Origin of the sequence: Salipaludibacillus agaradhaerens, assembly GCF_002019735.1 — a bacterium.
GTDB lineage: Bacteria > Bacillota > Bacilli > Bacillales > Salisediminibacteriaceae > Salipaludibacillus > Salipaludibacillus agaradhaerens.
In genome coordinates, this window is the sequence record NZ_KV917378.1 from 4284287 (window position 1) to 4300547 (window position 16261).

The following is a 16261-nucleotide window of genomic DNA, read 5'->3' on the forward strand; positions in this document are numbered from 1 at the left end:
ATATAGATTGTAGGTATTTTTGTCAATGGCATTTCTCTTTATTTACATTAAATACAAAGCTTAATGAGGGGTTGTTTTGGGTAATAGTATGTAGAGAAATCAATTCACTTAGCAATTGATTGTTAATACAAAAAAATAGCTAAGGAACAAGAGGAATATGTAACAAGTATGCTATCATTAAAGAAATTCCATTTAAAATGAATGAGCGTGCTATAAGCCAGTTACGATTTCACCAGAACGATTTATATAAGAAGATTAGTTTACAAAAAGGTGGGAGATGTTTAATGAAAAAAAAGATTTGTTACTCAGCATTAGCTTCCTTATTAGTAGCGGGTTTGTTGATACCAGTGGGCGTGCATGGAGATGAACCTAATACGACGGAGTCTGTTAAATTACATAACGAAAAACGGACAATTTTGGGAGAAAGGGATTGGCCAGATAGTTTTGCTCGTTTCTCATTTGATACTGGCTATACATTTGAGTATCCTGATGCCGTAAGAGGTATATTTGTTACAGGACATACTGCTGGTGGGGAACGCTTTTATGATTTAGTGGATTTAGTGGATCATACTGAGTTAAATGCCATGGTCATTGATATTAAGGAGGATCACGGCAATCTAACCTATAAGCTGGATGAAGAGGACCCTTTTTACGATATTTCTACCAACATGATATCTGATCCAGAACAGATGATGGAAACATTAGAAGAACATGGTATATACCCTATTGCAAGAATTGTCGTGTTTAAAGATACGCTATTAGCAGAACAAAAACCCGAGCTCTCATTTTTAAAAAATGGTGAAGTATGGAAAAATGGACGAGATGAAGCTTTTGTTAATCCCTTTATGGAGGAAGTGTGGGATTACAATATCGACATTGCCAAGAAAGCTGCCGAAATGGGCTTCCAAGAGATACAATTTGACTATGTAAGGTTCCCTGAAGGGTTTGAGAAGCGAGATGGCGAGCTGGAGTATGATGGGGGAGATTTTACAGATAATCCAGAAGAGAATGTTCAGCGAAGAGTGACGGCAGTGACTGACTTTGTAGCACACGCCAGAGAAGAGTTAGCACCATATGACGTTGATGTGTCTGTTGATATATTTGGTTATGCAGCGACTTTAAGTGAGGCACCTGGCATTGGGCAAAATTTTTCGAAGATCTCGGACAATGTGGATGTGATTTCGTCAATGATTTACCCGAGTCATTGGACACCTCATTTTGGATTGGACAAGCCTGACCTTTACCCTTATGAAGTAGTAGATGCTTATGCACAACTGGAAAATGATATTTTAAACAATCTTGATGATCCACCTGTTTCTCGGCCTTGGTTACAAGATTTTACGGCACAATATTTAGGGGAAGGTAATTATTTAGAATATGGCAAAGAAGAAGTAGAGGCTCAAATCCAGGCATTGTACGACAACGATATTTATGAATTTTTATTGTGGAATGCAGGGAATACTTATAGTAAGGATGTTGATTACATGCTTGATATTGAAGAAGAGCGTAATAATTAAAGGATATATTCTTAAAAAGCAGTAAGGATGAGGAATGAGGTAAAAGTTAAGGGAATAGATTGTCTAAAGAATCAAATCAGGACAGAACCTCCTTCAAGAGCTTTAAAGCCGGTTTATGATTTTTTTAAAAACGTTTATAATAAATACTAAGTTAAGTTTTATACAGCTATTTGAAATGAACCGGAAAGTAAGATAGGATGCGCTATAATAATAGTGGAGGTCTTAAATGAATTGGTATGAAAAGTTAAATCAGTATTTTCCGATTGAAGAAATGAAATCTAAAAAGCATATGGAACTTCTTTTAAAAGAAAAAAATCAGATTTATAAAAAAGACGATAGTCCCATGCATGTTTTAATGTATGTGGCAATGGAGGATTTCATTTTTATTGATTATTTATTTGTTTCCAAAGAAGCGCGGGGACAAGGAATTGGTAAAAAGTTAATTTCAAAATTAAAAGCGGAAAACAAACCGATCATTCTTGAAGTTGAGCCCATTGATTATGAAGATTCGGACACTGAGAAGAGACAACATTTTTATAAACGAGAAGGCTTTAAACATGCTAAATCTATTGGTTATCGACGGCGGTCTTTAAATACCGGGAAAGTAAATGAATTGGAGATTCTGTATTGGTCGCCAACTGACGAATCAGAGGAAAGTATTTTTCAAAAAATGTGTCATACGTATGAGACTATTCATACGTATAAAGATGAAGAAATATATGGAGAATCATATGAACCTGTAGATGAAGTATTAAGTTTTGATGACGTAATGAACAAAGAACCTACAACGTAAAATCGTGTTCCAGTCTAGTGAGTCACTGGACTTTAAAATAGTCTGTTGTCTGTCAAAGCACGAAGAAGGGAGAGTGTTTTGTGTGGGAAACAGAGAAAGAAGAAAGCAAAAGAAAAAAATTCTTTGGAAAGATCTATTGAAGCGAAAATGGGATGAAGTCAATAAAATTCCAAAGAAACAACCTGTCTCGCAATGCAAGTGGCCTGCATGACTGGAACACAACCAGCTCTTTACATTAAAAGAGCTGGTTACTTATTTTTACATAGAAATGTCTAATTGATAATATTTATTTTTAATTGAAAATGTGATATGGTAAACTTATAAATTGATTAATGTTATAAATTAAGCGTACTGAAGAGGATTTCTTTAAGTGAGGGTCATGTTAAAAGAATATAAATGAGAAAAAACCTCACATATTCTCAACTAGTGAATTGTTACATAACCTAACAATATTTTTAGTTTTAGCGGTTTAGAATATTTAAAGTACGGGAATAAGTATATTACGACAAAAATAAACCCTTATTGCTGAGATCTTTGCACAATTTTACAAGATTACTACCTAGTCAAATTAAACTTAATATTGTATAATAATAATTGTAATTACGTATGTGATAATCCAACGATATAAAATATAGGGAAATCTTGAAGGGAGAGTATTTAAATGGTCACGTTGTTTACGTCTCCAAGCTGTACTTCATGTCGTAAAGCAAAAGGATGGCTGGAGGAACATGATATTGAATTTGTTGAAAGAAATCTCTTTTCAGAACCATTATCAGTCGAGGAAGTGAAGCAAGTTATACGAATGACAGAGGACGGAACAGATGAAATAATTTCTACTCGTTCAAAAGTATTCCAAGAGTTAGACGTTGACCTTGATTCTATGCCATTACAACAGCTGTTCCAATTAATTAGTGATCATCCGGGATTACTGAGACGACCAATTATTCTCGATGAAAAACGAATTCAAGTAGGTTATAATGAAGCGGAAATTCGTCGCTTTCTACCTAGAAAAGTACGTACGTTCCAACTTCAGGAAGCTACTAAACGACTCGTTAATGAATAATTTAACAACCTTCCGTACTTAGTATTTAAGACGGAAGGTTTATTATTTACGTAGACAAATAGCTACTTGCAACGGTGGAAACTAACATGTTAACGTTTTTGTTTAAGAATTAAAATTTGTAAGCCGTTAATATGATGAGTAAGCCAGGCGATCAGTAATCCTCCTGTTACGAGACTAAATAGAAAAACATTTGGAGAGAGAAAGGTGCTTTGTAAAAAGGTTTGAACGAGATGTTCATGTAAAATCATTTTTCCTGCTGTGAAAAGTAACACAGCGGCGCCGATATATATAATAAGGGGAAACCGAGTCATTAAGTAAAGAATAATTTTACTTCCCCATATGATGATAGGGACAGAAATAACAAGGCCAGTGAGTACGAGCAGTGAATTACCTTGTGAAGCACCTGCAACAGCTAAAACATTATCAAAGCCCATGACGACATCGGCTATGACAATCGTTTTGATTGCATCACTGATCGTATAAGAACTATGGATTGATGAATGACTATCATCTGAATTTATAAGTCTAAAAGCAATCCAAACGAGAAACACCCCACCTATTCCCATTAAATAGGGGATGGTTAATAAGTGAACGGCAAGAATTGTTAAAAGTCCGCGGGCTAAAACAGCAAGCAAGATTCCTAATACAATTGCTTTATTTCTTAAATTCTCGGGTAACCGGCGGCATGCCATGGCTACCACGATGGCATTGTCACCACCAAGTACAATGTCTATACCGATAATTGTTAGTAGGGCCCAAATCGTTTCTGTAGTCAAGGTATACTCCTCCTGTATGCGGTGAAAACTGGGAACAGCATTTTACTGGCTTTTGGACAAATAGTCTTTTACAATATATACAATGTTCGTTAAAATAAGAACAAGCTATTAAGAAAAGAGGAAAAGTTTTTTTAAAAAATTAAGCAAATATATTTCATTTCAACTTCGTATACCTTAGAATAAAGGGTAAGTTAAATGTGAATGTGATCTAGGTTAATTCATAGCGGAAATATAATCTAACACAGGTTTAATATTCAGCTATGAAGAGTTTATCTCTCGAAAGGGTGAGAGCACATGGAAATCGAAAGAATTAACGAGACGACAATTAAATTTTATATTACGTACCATGATATTGAGCGTCGTGGCTTTGATAAAGAGGAAATTTGGTATAATCGCGAACGTGGTGAAGAACTGTTTTTTGAAATGATGAATGAAGTCAATGATGACGATTCTTTTGAGATGAATGGCCCTTTGTGGGTGCAAGTACATGCACTTGAAAAAGGTCTAGAAGTTATCATTACACGCGGGCAAATGAATGACGGTAACGTTAAACTTGAAATTCCTGTAGGGGATGATAAAGAGGACAGCCAAGTGGATAACAATATAGTGGATATGCTTGATCAGCAGTTTGTCAATAATAAAGACCATGATTTTGTCAAAGACCATTCACTAAGTGTTTTGATTGGTTTTGCTGATTTTGAAGATTTAGTATCATTAAGCCATTCATTCACTGAAGATGTCACTACGAGTTTATATCATTTTGAAGGCAGATATTATATTTTTGTGACGTTAGATGAATCATTCACTGACGAAGAACAAGATAATTTGTTAAGCAGAATGCTTGAATTTGGCTATGAATCTGATTTAACGGTTTATCGTATTGAAGAGTATGGGAAAACGATTATAAAAGACGATGCTCTAAAAGTGATAAGCGAGCAATTTAGTTAAAAAAACCGGTCTAAGACCGGTTTTTTTAAGGTAAGAAAATAAAGATTTGCTGAGTAGATGACTGGCAGGCATTTTCCTTGAGACTTCTTCAACCATTCTTGCCTCAACAAAGATTTGACTGAATCGCTTTTCAGACTGCGCTGAACTGACAAGGGGTTAATCTTAATCTAAATATAATTACCATAGTCTCATTGTTGAGATCATGGTCTTTTAAACGTTCGCTGTGAAAGCGAGGTGTATTCCCCCTTTTTTTGGCCACTTAAAAAATAATCAAACAGTGATACAAAAGAAGCTTAAAAGGGCGGGAAAAGAAACGAATTTAATTCTGGCTTCTTGGGGGGACATCTTCATCACTAGAAAACAGAATCTACTCTGTGGAGATCAAAATGCCCTCTTCCAATAAATCGAACCTTCAATCAGTGGGAGTTTTGGTTCTTTTCCCGTTGATTGGTAGTTGAGTTTAATTAGAACATTACCGACCGTTAGCTCCACCCTATATCTCCTTTTTATTTTGAGCAGAGAGCTTTACGGACGGCTATCTGTGGTAAACTAATCGACTTTATAATCCTTCCACCCATTGCTTTTAAGTTTTTTAATGTAATCTTCAGCACTCATATCTTCTATCTCAATGATCAACGGTGCAAGTGAAACAAGGCACTCATTTAAACTGTAATTAATGGTTACTTTAGCTACCTCATAACTGTTATGAAACCTTGAATCAAATCCAGGGTCTTCAATATTATCTCCGATTGCTGGTCTAATATTAGATTCAAATGATTTCATTAAAGATTTTGTGTTTTCTTCCGTGGGTTCATGATGGACAGATGTAACAAAGATGATCAAGGTTATCTTCAAGCCTTTATTCCCCCTATTTAATAATGTATCGCTCGCTGCCTTAGTACAAGTTTGAAAGAAGCTTCGTCTACCAAAAGTTTAGCTAAAGAAACATCTTTATACGCCCTGTTTTATCCAATGAAAGTGTTATATAGTTATCAGTTATTTCATTATACAATACTAATTTAGCTTTTACTGAGAAAAAGAAAATAGGGACAAGTCGCTTATTTAACTTACTGGTGACACAGCACTTGAACAATTATTCATTTTTAGGTAAAATTAACTCAATATGGAAAAGAGGTGAGATATGTTTCGGGCTATATGTTCAAATGGACAAAATGTTTTTTTGAAAGATATGTATTGGTCAAAGGCATTATTGACTAAAATGAGGAATTCTTACACTTTTTATTGTCTAACATGTGCTGAAGAGGTGGTTCTTAAATTAGGAGATAGACAAGCATGGCATTTTTCACATCGGCAAAACTCATTATGTAGTAATCGACATCACTGCAATGAATCTGCGGATCATAAAGCGGCTAAATTAGAGGTATATCGTTGGCTTGAGTCTTATAAACTTAAGCCTAAAATAGAACACTATTTGGAGGATGTAAGGCAGCGACCAGATGTATATGTGAAAATCAATGATCGAAAGGTGGCTTTGGAATTACAGCGCTCTTATCTTAACAGAGGGCATTTCCTAAAACGATATTTCTCTTATAAAGATCATGATTATGAAACTATTTGGATTGGTATATTAAGTAAGCCTATTCAAAGAGCAATATACTATTACCCCTTATCTCATGTTGATTCTCTACTAATAAGACCTTCTCCTTTCCCACATGCTATATATTACTCTCTTGTCGCCCACAGATGGATGGTTTTTTCCGATTTTTTTTATATAACGCCACGTAAAACGTTTGTTAGAGTAACCACTATTCCTCCTACTATGCCCCCCCATTGTCTATTTTTTAATCTTGACGTATTTTTAACAGAATCTAAAAAAGAAAAGAACAATAGACTAGAAGAGTGTATGTCTGTTTGGAAGCGTCAAACAATTAAGGTGAGAGCAGCGGTACATCCTTCTCTTACAAAGGCAGAAAGAAACATCTTACACCTGTTGCAGCGTCATAACATGACCTTAAATTATTTTCCGGCAATTTGTAATATCCCATTATTATCACAATATATATGCGATAGTGCCCCTTATTTATGGCAAACGTGGGTTGTGATTGGGTATATTAATACCAAACCCTTAGGGGAAACCTTTAGTTTATCCTGGTTAACAGAATGGTTTATAAACCATCACCAGCAAATGGGTTTTTCGTTTCGACTGTCAGTCGTCCATTTAAAGCAACATATTCGTCAGCTTTTAAATGATTATCTCGATGTATTATGTCACTTTAACGTTTTAGAAAAAACAGCCCCTGGAAACTATAAACTTATTCATTCCATTACGATTAGGAAATCTTTTCATACATTATTAGACGATGATACGTATATCACTAACCAATTGCTTAGTTATTTCAAAAATAATATTTAAAGGATTAGACAGGATTTTCGTATTATTTCCTAGAATGGATTATAAATGACACTTTTATTGATAATAAGTGTAAAAACGACAAATGGAGGTGCCGCTTATGGCAACACAGGTAACATTACCTAAAAGAGAAAATATACCGAAAGATAAAACGTGGGATTTAGAAGATATTTTTGCTACAGATGATGATTGGGAACAGGCTTTTCAAGACGTCAAAAAAAACCTCTCTGGGATTAAAGCGTTTCAAGGGACATTGGGTCAGTCAGGAGAGCAGCTGTATAAAGCATTTAAATATGAGGATAGTCTTGCTGTTACTCTTGGGAAAATTTATACATATGCCCATATGCGTTATGATCAAGATACAACAAACTCATTTTACCAAGGTTTGAATGACAGGGCAGGACAGTTGGTCACTCAGTTTAGTCAAGCAGCTTCCTTTGTCACGCCAGAGGTACTTGCTATCCCAGAAGAAACGATTGAACAATTCATTAAAGACACACCAGAGTTAACCCTTTATGCGCATATTCTAGAAAAACTGAACAAAAAAAGAAACCATATCTTAAGTGAAAAAGAAGAATCACTGTTGGCACAAGCTGGGGAAATTACTGCCTCACCATCATCGACATATGGGAAACTAAACAATGCAGATTTAAAATTTCCCATGATAAAGGATGAAAATGGAGAGGAAGTGGAGCTCACACATGGACGTATCGTCAGCTTTTTACAGAGTGATAATCGCGATGTTAGAAAAGAGACCTTTCATGCTGTATATGATACGTATAAAAAATATAAAAACACATTTGCCAGTACGTTAAGTGGAAACGTAAAGAAAAACATTTTTAACGCCAAGGTTCGTCATTATGAATCGCCACGTCAAGCGTCACTTAGCAAAAACCATATCCCTGAGGTCGTTTATGATCAGCTTGTTTCAACGGTTAATGATCATCTTCATCTGTTGCATCGATATGCTGATATAAGAAAGAAAGCTCTTAATGTTGAGAAGCTTCATATGTATGATCTCTATACGCCTATTGTCAAAAATGTAAAGATGGATATGTCGTATGAAAAAGCTAACGACTTATTACTAGAAGCTCTTTCTCCGTTAGGAGAGGAGTACGTTTCAATTGTGAATGAGGGCTTAAACAGTCGGTGGGTAGACATTGAGGAAAATGTCGGAAAGCGTAGTGGCGCATATTCTTCGGGGACTTATGGAACAAAGCCGTATATTTTAATGAACTGGCAGAATGATGTGAACAACTTATTTACTCTAGCACACGAATTTGGACATTCTGTTCATAGTTATTATACGAGAAAGCATCAACCATATCCATATGCGAACTATTCAATCTTTGTGGCTGAAGTTGCTTCTACGACAAATGAGGCGTTACTCAACGATTATATGCTTAAAAATGAAGCAGATAAGAAGCGTAGGCTTTACTTATTAAATCAATATTTGGAAGGATTCCGCGGAACGGTTTTCAGACAGACAATGTTTGCAGAATTTGAGCAGCTTATTCATAAGAAAGCAGAGGCAGAAGAACCGTTAACGCCTGATCTTTTAAATGATACTTACTATAGACTGAATAAAAAATATTTTGGAGAAAATGTTGCCGTAGATGATGATATCGCTCTAGAATGGGCGCGAATCCCTCATTTTTATATGAATTTCTACGTCTATCAGTATGCAACAGGCTTCAGTGCTGCTACTGCCTTAGCTAAGCAAATCTTAGAAGAAGGAAAGCCAGCTATAGATAGATTTATTACGTTTTTAAAAGCAGGGAGTTCTGATTATCCAATTGAAGTATTAAAAAAAGCAGGTGTCGATATGACATCAGCTGAGCCAATTAAACAAGCTTTTGTTGTATTTGAAAAAACATTAGATGAAATGGAAACGTTGCTTTTTGATTAAAATGCTACTAAAGAAACTGCCTCATCATTGAGGCAGTTTTTATCTCAGATAACCGTCCGTAAAGCGCTCGCTGATTGCAGGTTCGTTTTATCAATGTTGAATGTTTTGGGTGGTAAATGATAATTTAGAACCCTTTAAAACGATGGCGATTCGAAAAAGCATGCACGGTCAATAGTATTGAGAAAAAGAATAGTGGCCATGCAATCCAGAGAGGAAATAAATTCATTAAGCTTAAAACAGACATTGAATAACTAACAACAATGAGAATACATCCGATCCAAAATAACGTCATAGGACACTCCTTTTTAAACGGTAAACTATGGCTAATTTGTGAAAAGAATCACGATTGTATTGTATGGTATAACAACGTTTGATATAGTATAAATGTGAAAGGAATCACATAACTCCCCCTTAGCTTATGTGAACGTCACAAACCCCTTGACGTAAAAGGCCTTTCAAAAAATTGACAATGTTCCGAACGAAAAAAATCAGGTTACCCCACCTGATTTTTTTCGTTCTTTAAAAAGAAGAGTGGGAGCAAGTTTTATAAATTTAAAATGACGATCGCGTGTTGTTTGAATATCCCTCACTTTAAGGTATGTCCTGCTAAGCGAAAACTTGCTTATATTCTTAAAAAACTGCTTACAACTTTAAGTTAGATTTTTCTTAGCTAATCGCTCCTTGTAATGAACGGGGAAAGAGCCGGGATAGTCTTCTATCCCGGCTCTTTAAATTATTTTCCTTTATAGCGCCACAGCGATCCACGTTTTGTGCGAATTTCTTCAACCACTTGCTTTATCTGTAACTTTTTCATTTCCTTATTTATTTGCTCCTTCGTCATATCAAAAACGACTGAAATTTCTAAGTCAGTAACAAGGGAGTAAAAAGCTACAAATTGTTCTAAAGAAACAGGAGGGCATTTTTTAGGTTTTTTACCAAGAATTTCAGAAATGATCTCCACATATATATCATATGAGTGGAGGCCTTGGACTTTTAAACCAGGTTCATCAACATCATCACCAAAGAAAATCATCGTTGGTAAAGCTTCCACATCCATTTCTTGGGCGGCTTTCATATCAGATTGAAGTGCGTTTTTTGCAACATCAGAATGTAAATCTTTTATGAATTCCTCTACATCCATTCCTTTAACATTTGAAGCACATTCGATAAGTACGTTTTCTTCTGCAATATTTTGTTTATAAAGGAATAAACTCTCTCGAACGCGCCGCAGATATTTTATACCGATTGCTTTTCCTTGTAATTCTGCCGCTTTGATAGCGAGAATCGCCACATACGGTGTTGTAAGGGTATTTTCATACCATACATCGCCATCACAGGGCATCCCAGTCCGACAAGAAGTTTCATTAAAAGATTGAGCCATTTCTTTAACCACTGCTTCATACTTTTCTCCACAATGTGTATTAAGAGATCTTATTTCATTTCTAAGAAAAGTTGTAATAGTAAAGTAATTAGAATATTCCATTTGCAGTTTCTTGATGATCGGTTCTAGTGCCCAACACTCAGGACAAAGTGGATCAATAAAAACGTAAATTTCGACGGGTTTTTTGTCACGTCCCATTACATAAAAAGAAGATGGATCGGTAGGACAGCAAATTCCCAAATCATCATAGCAAATAAAAGACCCTTCTTTTGATGTCATCTGTCATACCCCTTTCGAGCTTCATAAGAGGAAGGTTTATCCTCACTATTTATCATATGTCTTGCTGTATAGGATAACCGCTCGAATACGGCTGCTCTTAACGGTTCATCTATTGACGTCTCTTTTAATGCTTGATCCATACAGGAAAGCCAAGCATCGGCGCGGGCCGGTGTAATGGTAAATGGCATATGGCGAGCACGTAACATAGGATGGCCATGTTCTTCTGTATACAATGATGGACCTCCTAAAAATTGCGTTAGAAATTGTTTTTGTTTACGTGCTGTTTCTGTCAAATCGTCAGGAAAAATAGGTGATAATGCCGGGTGCTCTGAGACGAGTTGATAAAAGCGGTCGACGAGTTCATGTAACGTCTTCTCTCCGACTATACTGTAAACTGTCTCCTGATTCTCTGATTTCATGTCGATCTCCTTCGTCAATCAAATAAAATCTGTATTATGATAGTAACTTGGTTATGATTTATAGCCCATTTTTCCAAGTCTTTGTAACTTATTGTAGCAAGGGCAGCAAGATGTAGCAACAAATGTGATTTATCACAGCTAAGCGTCCGTAAAGCTCCAGCCTCAAAATAGAGCAAAGATAAATCTATATTAGTGGGAACTAGCGGACGCTCATATCCTGTGTGACTCAACTACCAATAGCAATCAGTGGGAAAAGACGAAAACTCCTATTGATTGATGGTTCGTTTTATAGCCTTATTATTTTCACATAGAGAGGATTTATTGATGTATAAAAAAACTTGCTCCTTTTAGGAACAAGTTTTTAAGTCAGGCTATTTCATCTTTACGTTTAAATGAGTAGTTGTCTAAACTGTTTGACTAGTTAATTGACGGAACGTACCAAGTACTTTTGGTACATAAGCGCGCGTTTCTCTAAAAGGAGGAATACCACCATGTTTATCTACATTTCCAGGTCCTGCATTGTATGCTGCTAGAGCAAGTTCTGTATTACCATTGTATTTATCAAGCATGGCTTTAATGTAGCGCGTTCCTCCGTCTATATTTTGAGCTGGGTCAAAACTGTTATTTACCCCTAAACCTCTTGCTGTTTGAGGCATTAATTGCATTAATCCTTGAGCACCAGCATGACTTTTTGCATCACTACGAAAGCCGGATTCATGCTTAATAATGGCATAAATTAAATTCGCATCCACACCATATTTTTCTGCTGCTTGCTTTATGAGTGATAAATAGGCTTTATCATTCCCAGACTGGCTTTTCAGCTTGCTAGTGTTAGACGCCGATAGTTGTGATGTTATTTGACTTGAGGCAGTCATATTAGCTGACTGTTTGTCAGCTAACTGAGGTGCTTGTCTTATAGACGCTTCTAATTGAGATTGAAGTAATTGATTAAATGTTTTATCAACGGATGCGGAAGATGATGAATCACCTATAAGATGTGATTGTTGATTTCCCCAAGACCTTAGGATTTGCCATTGATAATAATCAGTCATCATATTCATTTTCATGCTCTTGTCGCCCCCGCTAAATGTTTTGACTCATCAAGAGTCTTATAATGGTGATGCTTCATAAAATCGCTCAATCTTATTCTTAGGCTTATTCCATGACATTTGCCACTTTTCTAAGAAGTTGAGAAAAAAAAGTTTACCTGAATCGTAGTCCTCACACTCAAATTCCAATTCGTAATCCGTTGTATTGAAATAAGAACTTTTATCTAATACTAGAAGTCCTTCTTTGATAGGCACTTCAGAACGCTCTGTTGTTAGGTAACCTAAATAAGTGAAGTGAACGGTTTGTAAATTAAGTAAAGTACTTAATTGTTTTTTGACGGCACCTTCTGGTAAACAACCACTGTTTTTAAAGTCTTTAAAGTTTTTCTCGTCTAAATGTTGGTGGGTTTCCAATAAACTGCTGTTATGTGGCTGCTTTAATGTTAGAATATAGTCTCCTTCTTTATATCGGACTCTCAAGGCAGATTTTTTATCTTTTAATAAGAAATTTTTTGTCTCAAAATAATGATTGGTTTGGGTGATAATAGGGTGACGTCTATTTTGAAAATAAGTGAGCAATTCTTCGTACGTGTTTTTGTCAATTAATTGTTTAAATTCAATTTCTATTTCTTGTGTCATGTCTATCCACTCCATGTTTATCAGGTGAAAATTTACTTGCCAACTAACGTTATGATTAGTTTAAATAATAATTTTGTCACCGACATGCTTTGTATAAAATTTATTGTCAAAATTCCTTATATTTTACTGGGCACATCTTATGTTTAAGAGTTTTTAGCACTTTTTACATGCGAAATATGTGTATCCTCTTCATTATTTCATAGGCATACATCATTTACAATGGGATTATGAAGTTTATTGAACCAGCTTTTTCCTGTGTGAGACGAATAGCTTATGATAAAATGGTACTGATTGGTTAGATAGGGAGGATGGCATATGATAATTCTTAATGTAATAAGCATACATGCAGTATCGCATAAAGTGGTGTTAACGGTGCGAGGAGATGTTTCAGAAGAGGAATGGGGCTCTTTTGAAGCAGGAGAAAGAATGCTCGTGGATTCAGATAATCTGGCGTTCGTTTACTTAATGGAAACAGTCGACAATTACCATCACGTAAGAATTAAGGAAGACTATTGGGCTGCATTGAAACAACATCTAAAACTGGAAGCTCCTGTTGAACTGCAGTTAGAAGATAAAGAGCAACGTAAGATTGAATTAACATATTTTTGGGAAGAGTTAAGTCTTTTGCTTGAAAATATTCAAGGTAATCATAATTATGGGAAAGTGTTTGTTGAGAGGGTTGAGGAGATTTTTAATGATACATAAGATTTAAGTGGCTATTCTTGGTTAATATAAATTTAGATGGGTACTGGTGGTGATGTAAATGATGGACTGGGATGTTATGCTGACACCTTATAAACAAGCAGTAGATGAACTTAAAATTAAACTTAAGGGAATACGAGACCAATATCAATTAACGTCCAAACATACGCCGATTGAATTTGTTACAGGAAGAGTAAAGCCTGTTTCTAGTATTTTAGAGAAAGCAAAGAGAAAAAACATCCCGTTAAATGAATTAGAAGAGCAGATGCAAGATCTTGCAGGTGTAAGGATTATGTGTCAGTTTGTAGGGGATATTGATGCTGTGGCTGAGTTAATTCATGCACGAACTGATTTTGATATTGTGGAAGAACGTGATTATATAAAGCATAAAAAACGTAGTGGTTACAGGTCTTATCATATGATCCTCCGTTACCCTGTTCAAACTATTGAAGGTGAAAAGCCTATTTTGGTTGAATTACAGATTAGAACGCTGGCGATGAATTTTTGGGCGACAATTGAGCATTCACTCCAATACAAGTACGCTGGGCAAATACCCGAAGAAATTGAAGAGAGATTACAGAAAGCGGCTGAAGCAGCTTTTAAGCTGGACGAAGAAATGTCAAAAATACGTGGTGAAGTTCAGGAAGCACAACAAATTATATCGAAACAGCGAGAGTCTATGCGAAAAAATTGAAAAGAGAGGAGGGGGGCCGATGAAATTTAATGTCAGAACACGCGGTGACCAAGCTTCAAATATTCTTACTCAAAAGATCAAAAATTACTTGCAAGAATTTAAACTTGACTATCACGAAGATAAACCTGACATTGTCATTTCTGTCGGTGGCGACGGGACCCTTTTAGAAGCTTTTCATCAATATACTCACAGACTTGAAGAAACATCCTTTGTAGGTGTACATACGGGGCATCTCGGTTTTTATGCGGATTGGCAACCAGATGAAGTGGAAAAATTAGTGATACATATAGCGAAAACACCTTTTAAAATAGTGGAATATCCTTTACTTGAAGTTATTATTAGATACCAAGGTGAAACGAAATCCAAGCGATTTCTCGCTCTTAACGAATCAACGGTAAAAAGTACGGAAGGATCTTTAGTCATGGATATCGAGATTAAAGGAGATCTCTTTGAAACATTTCGAGGGGACGGTCTTTGCATCTCGACTCCTTCAGGAAGTACAGCTTACAATAAAGCATTGGGAGGAGCTATTCTTCATCCTTCTTTAGCCTCTATCCAACTTGCTGAAATGGCTTCTATTAATAATAGAGTTTATCGTACAGTGGGATCACCATTGGTTTTACCTCAACATCATACATGTATAATGAAGCCAAAGTATGACGCTGATTTTCAAGTAAGTGTGGACCATCTACATTTAGTCCAAAAGCAAGTAAAAGCGATTCAATACCGAGTTGCTGAGGAGAAGATTCGTTTTGCTCGTTTTAGGCCATTTCCATTTTGGAAGAGAGTAAAGGAGTCGTTTATAGCAGAATGATGAATGAGCAATCGCCTATAGTGCTTTCATGGCATGTGACTAGACAGTGTGATGGGGTGACTTTAAAGTCCTTTTTAAGGGAACAAAAATATCTATCACGAAAATTATTGGCTGAGATCAAGTTTCAAGGAGGAGGTCTCTTTGTTAATGGAAAGGAAGTAACGGTAAAGGAAACGATTTATGAAGATGATCATATAAAAGTTACGCTTCCGCCAGAAATTATTAGTAAAAAAATAATGAAAACGGATCTCCCGTTGGAGGTTATTTATGAAGATGATCACCTATTAGTGGTAAACAAGCCATCAGGTCTGGTGACAATCCCAACGCATGATGTCAATGAGCCATCTCTTGCTGGTGCTGTCCTGCAGCATTATGAAAATAATGGATGGGGAGCAACTTTCCATGCAGTTAACAGGCTTGACAGGGATACAACAGGCATTGTTATCATAGCAAAACATCGTTACGCACATGAGGTGCTTGCTATGCAGCAGCGAACAGGAAGACTAGAGCGAGAATACATAGCGGTAGTGCATGGTATAATCCCTTGGCAGTTCGGCTCCGTTCATGCTCCCATCGCGCGAAAGCCTACGAGTATTATTGAACGCGTTGTATCAGAAAAAGGGCAACATGCCGTAACGCATTTTGAGACGATAGCATTACATCACCATTATTCCATGGTAAAGCTTAGGCTAGAAACGGGCAGAACACATCAAATTCGTGTTCATATGGCATGGCTTGGCTACCCATTAGTAGGTGATACACTTTATGGTAGCCGATCTTCTGAGAAACGAAGAACACTGCTTCATTCTTATAAAGCGGTGTTCTATCATCCTTTTACAGGGGAACATCACTGTTATTCTGCGCCATTACCCCCGACGTATGCTACGCTTTTAAAGTAAAGCTGTTG

The 16261-nt window shown here is 36.2% G+C and carries 18 protein-coding genes; 11 read left to right on the plus strand and 7 right to left on the minus strand.

Features of this window, described 5'->3' with window-relative positions:
- The first annotated feature begins 284 nt into the window (after positions 1 to 284).
- From BK581_RS19655 to spxA, 4 genes are all read left to right on the plus strand, one after another.
- Positions 285 to 1517, plus strand: coding sequence for a putative glycoside hydrolase (locus BK581_RS19655; RefSeq protein WP_078579775.1), 1233 nt, complete (start codon positions 285 to 287; stop codon positions 1515 to 1517).
- 226 nt (positions 1518 to 1743) lie between these two features.
- Positions 1744 to 2310, plus strand: coding sequence for a GNAT family N-acetyltransferase (locus BK581_RS19660; protein WP_078579776.1), 567 nt, complete (start codon positions 1744 to 1746; stop codon positions 2308 to 2310).
- 82 nt (positions 2311 to 2392) lie between these two features.
- Positions 2393 to 2521, plus strand: coding sequence for a hypothetical protein (locus BK581_RS20490; RefSeq protein WP_257820520.1), 129 nt, complete (start codon positions 2393 to 2395; stop codon positions 2519 to 2521).
- A gap of 450 nt (positions 2522 to 2971) precedes the next feature.
- Positions 2972 to 3373 carry a transcriptional regulator SpxA gene (gene spxA, locus BK581_RS19665; protein ID WP_078579777.1) on the plus strand — a complete coding sequence of 134 codons (402 nt, stop codon included), beginning with the start codon at positions 2972 to 2974 and terminating at the stop codon, positions 3371 to 3373.
- 89 nt (positions 3374 to 3462) lie between these two features.
- On the opposite strand, the gene BK581_RS19670 is transcribed toward spxA, so the two are convergent.
- Complete coding sequence (locus BK581_RS19670; protein ID WP_078579778.1) at positions 3463 to 4149, minus strand: TerC family protein; 687 nt, start codon at positions 4147 to 4149, stop codon at positions 3463 to 3465.
- A gap of 294 nt (positions 4150 to 4443) precedes the next feature.
- Here BK581_RS19670 and mecA point away from each other — a divergent pair, with 294 nt between their 5' ends.
- Positions 4444 to 5097, plus strand: a complete 654-nt coding sequence (gene mecA, locus BK581_RS19675) for an adaptor protein MecA (protein ID WP_078579779.1) — start codon at positions 4444 to 4446, stop codon at positions 5095 to 5097.
- Positions 5098 to 5646: 549 nt separating this feature from the next.
- Here mecA and BK581_RS19680 read toward each other — a convergent pair.
- On the minus strand, positions 5647 to 5952 hold the full coding sequence (locus BK581_RS19680; protein WP_078579780.1) for a hypothetical protein: 306 nt from the start codon (positions 5950 to 5952) through the stop codon (positions 5647 to 5649).
- A 286-nt stretch (positions 5953 to 6238) separates the two neighbouring features.
- On the opposite strand from BK581_RS19680, the gene BK581_RS19685 reads away from it, so the two are divergent.
- Entirely contained in the window at positions 6239 to 7471 is a 1233-nt protein-coding gene (locus BK581_RS19685) for a competence protein CoiA (RefSeq protein WP_078579781.1), read from the plus strand.
- Positions 7472 to 7568: 97 nt separating this feature from the next.
- Positions 7569 to 9377, plus strand: coding sequence for an oligoendopeptidase F (gene pepF, locus BK581_RS19690; protein ID WP_078579782.1), 1809 nt, complete (start codon positions 7569 to 7571; stop codon positions 9375 to 9377).
- A gap of 124 nt (positions 9378 to 9501) precedes the next feature.
- Here pepF and BK581_RS20210 read toward each other — a convergent pair whose 3' ends face one another.
- The 5 genes from BK581_RS20210 to BK581_RS19710 all read right to left on the minus strand — a co-directional run bounded on the left by BK581_RS20210 (position 9502) and on the right by BK581_RS19710 (position 13144).
- On the minus strand, positions 9502 to 9669 hold the full coding sequence (locus tag BK581_RS20210; protein ID WP_169837808.1) for a hypothetical protein: 168 nt from the start codon (positions 9667 to 9669) through the stop codon (positions 9502 to 9504).
- Between the two features lie 441 nt (positions 9670 to 10110).
- The gene (locus tag BK581_RS19695) at positions 10111 to 11037 is read right to left on the minus strand and encodes a ClpXP adapter SpxH family protein (protein ID WP_078579783.1); all 927 of its coding nucleotides are present in this window, start codon (positions 11035 to 11037) and stop codon (positions 10111 to 10113) included.
- Positions 11034 to 11456, minus strand: a complete 423-nt coding sequence (locus BK581_RS19700; RefSeq protein ID WP_078579784.1) for a globin domain-containing protein — start codon at positions 11454 to 11456, stop codon at positions 11034 to 11036. Before BK581_RS19700 ends, BK581_RS19695 begins: the two co-directional genes overlap by 4 nt.
- A gap of 404 nt (positions 11457 to 11860) precedes the next feature.
- Entirely contained in the window at positions 11861 to 12523 is a 663-nt protein-coding gene (locus BK581_RS20495) for a lytic transglycosylase domain-containing protein (protein WP_276327429.1), read from the minus strand.
- Positions 12524 to 12565: 42 nt separating this feature from the next.
- On the minus strand, positions 12566 to 13144 hold the full coding sequence (locus BK581_RS19710; RefSeq protein WP_169837810.1) for a CYTH domain-containing protein: 579 nt from the start codon (positions 13142 to 13144) through the stop codon (positions 12566 to 12568).
- Positions 13145 to 13459: 315 nt separating this feature from the next.
- On the opposite strand from BK581_RS19710, the gene BK581_RS19715 reads away from it, so the two are divergent.
- From BK581_RS19715 to BK581_RS19730, 4 genes are read left to right on the plus strand one after another with little or no spacing between them, the layout of a single operon-like run.
- Complete coding sequence (locus BK581_RS19715) at positions 13460 to 13849, plus strand: UPF0738 family protein (protein ID WP_078579786.1); 390 nt, start codon at positions 13460 to 13462, stop codon at positions 13847 to 13849.
- Positions 13850 to 13907: 58 nt separating this feature from the next.
- Complete coding sequence (locus tag BK581_RS19720) at positions 13908 to 14540, plus strand: GTP pyrophosphokinase (RefSeq protein ID WP_078579787.1); 633 nt, start codon at positions 13908 to 13910, stop codon at positions 14538 to 14540.
- Positions 14541 to 14559: 19 nt separating this feature from the next.
- A complete protein-coding gene (locus BK581_RS19725; protein WP_078579788.1) occupies positions 14560 to 15354 on the plus strand; it encodes an NAD kinase in 795 nt (264 codons plus the stop codon).
- Positions 15351 to 16253: an RluA family pseudouridine synthase gene (locus BK581_RS19730; RefSeq protein ID WP_078579789.1), complete on the plus strand. Its 903-nt coding sequence runs from the start codon at positions 15351 to 15353 to the stop codon at positions 16251 to 16253. Before BK581_RS19725 ends, BK581_RS19730 begins: the two co-directional genes overlap by 4 nt.
- The last annotated feature ends 8 nt before the right edge of the window (positions 16254 to 16261 follow it).

Excerpts from the sequence above, each read along its gene's own strand:
- BK581_RS19655 (WP_078579775.1), top strand. The coding sequence starts at position 285 with ATGAAAAAAAAGATTTGTTACTCAGCATTAGCTTCCTTATTAGTAGCG.
- BK581_RS19660 (WP_078579776.1), top strand. The coding sequence starts at position 1,744 with ATGAATTGGTATGAAAAGTTAAATCAGTATTTTCCGATTGAAGAAATG.
- spxA (WP_078579777.1), top strand. The coding sequence starts at position 2,972 with ATGGTCACGTTGTTTACGTCTCCAAGCTGTACTTCATGTCGTAAAGCA.
- mecA (WP_078579779.1), top strand. The coding sequence starts at position 4,444 with ATGGAAATCGAAAGAATTAACGAGACGACAATTAAATTTTATATTACG.
- BK581_RS19685 (WP_078579781.1), top strand. The coding sequence starts at position 6,239 with ATGTTTCGGGCTATATGTTCAAATGGACAAAATGTTTTTTTGAAAGAT.
- pepF (WP_078579782.1), top strand. The coding sequence starts at position 7,569 with ATGGCAACACAGGTAACATTACCTAAAAGAGAAAATATACCGAAAGAT.
- BK581_RS20210 (WP_169837808.1), bottom strand. The coding sequence starts at position 9,669 with ATGACGTTATTTTGGATCGGATGTATTCTCATTGTTGTTAGTTATTCA.
- BK581_RS19695 (WP_078579783.1), bottom strand. The coding sequence starts at position 11,037 with ATGACATCAAAAGAAGGGTCTTTTATTTGCTATGATGATTTGGGAATT.
- BK581_RS19700 (WP_078579784.1), bottom strand. The coding sequence starts at position 11,456 with ATGAAATCAGAGAATCAGGAGACAGTTTACAGTATAGTCGGAGAGAAG.
- BK581_RS20495 (WP_276327429.1), bottom strand. The coding sequence starts at position 12,523 with ATGAAAATGAATATGATGACTGATTATTATCAATGGCAAATCCTAAGG.
- BK581_RS19710 (WP_169837810.1), bottom strand. The coding sequence starts at position 13,144 with ATGACACAAGAAATAGAAATTGAATTTAAACAATTAATTGACAAAAAC.
- BK581_RS19715 (WP_078579786.1), top strand. The coding sequence starts at position 13,460 with ATGATAATTCTTAATGTAATAAGCATACATGCAGTATCGCATAAAGTG.
- BK581_RS19720 (WP_078579787.1), top strand. The coding sequence starts at position 13,908 with ATGATGGACTGGGATGTTATGCTGACACCTTATAAACAAGCAGTAGAT.
- BK581_RS19725 (WP_078579788.1), top strand. The coding sequence starts at position 14,560 with ATGAAATTTAATGTCAGAACACGCGGTGACCAAGCTTCAAATATTCTT.
- BK581_RS19730 (WP_078579789.1), top strand. The coding sequence starts at position 15,351 with ATGATGAATGAGCAATCGCCTATAGTGCTTTCATGGCATGTGACTAGA.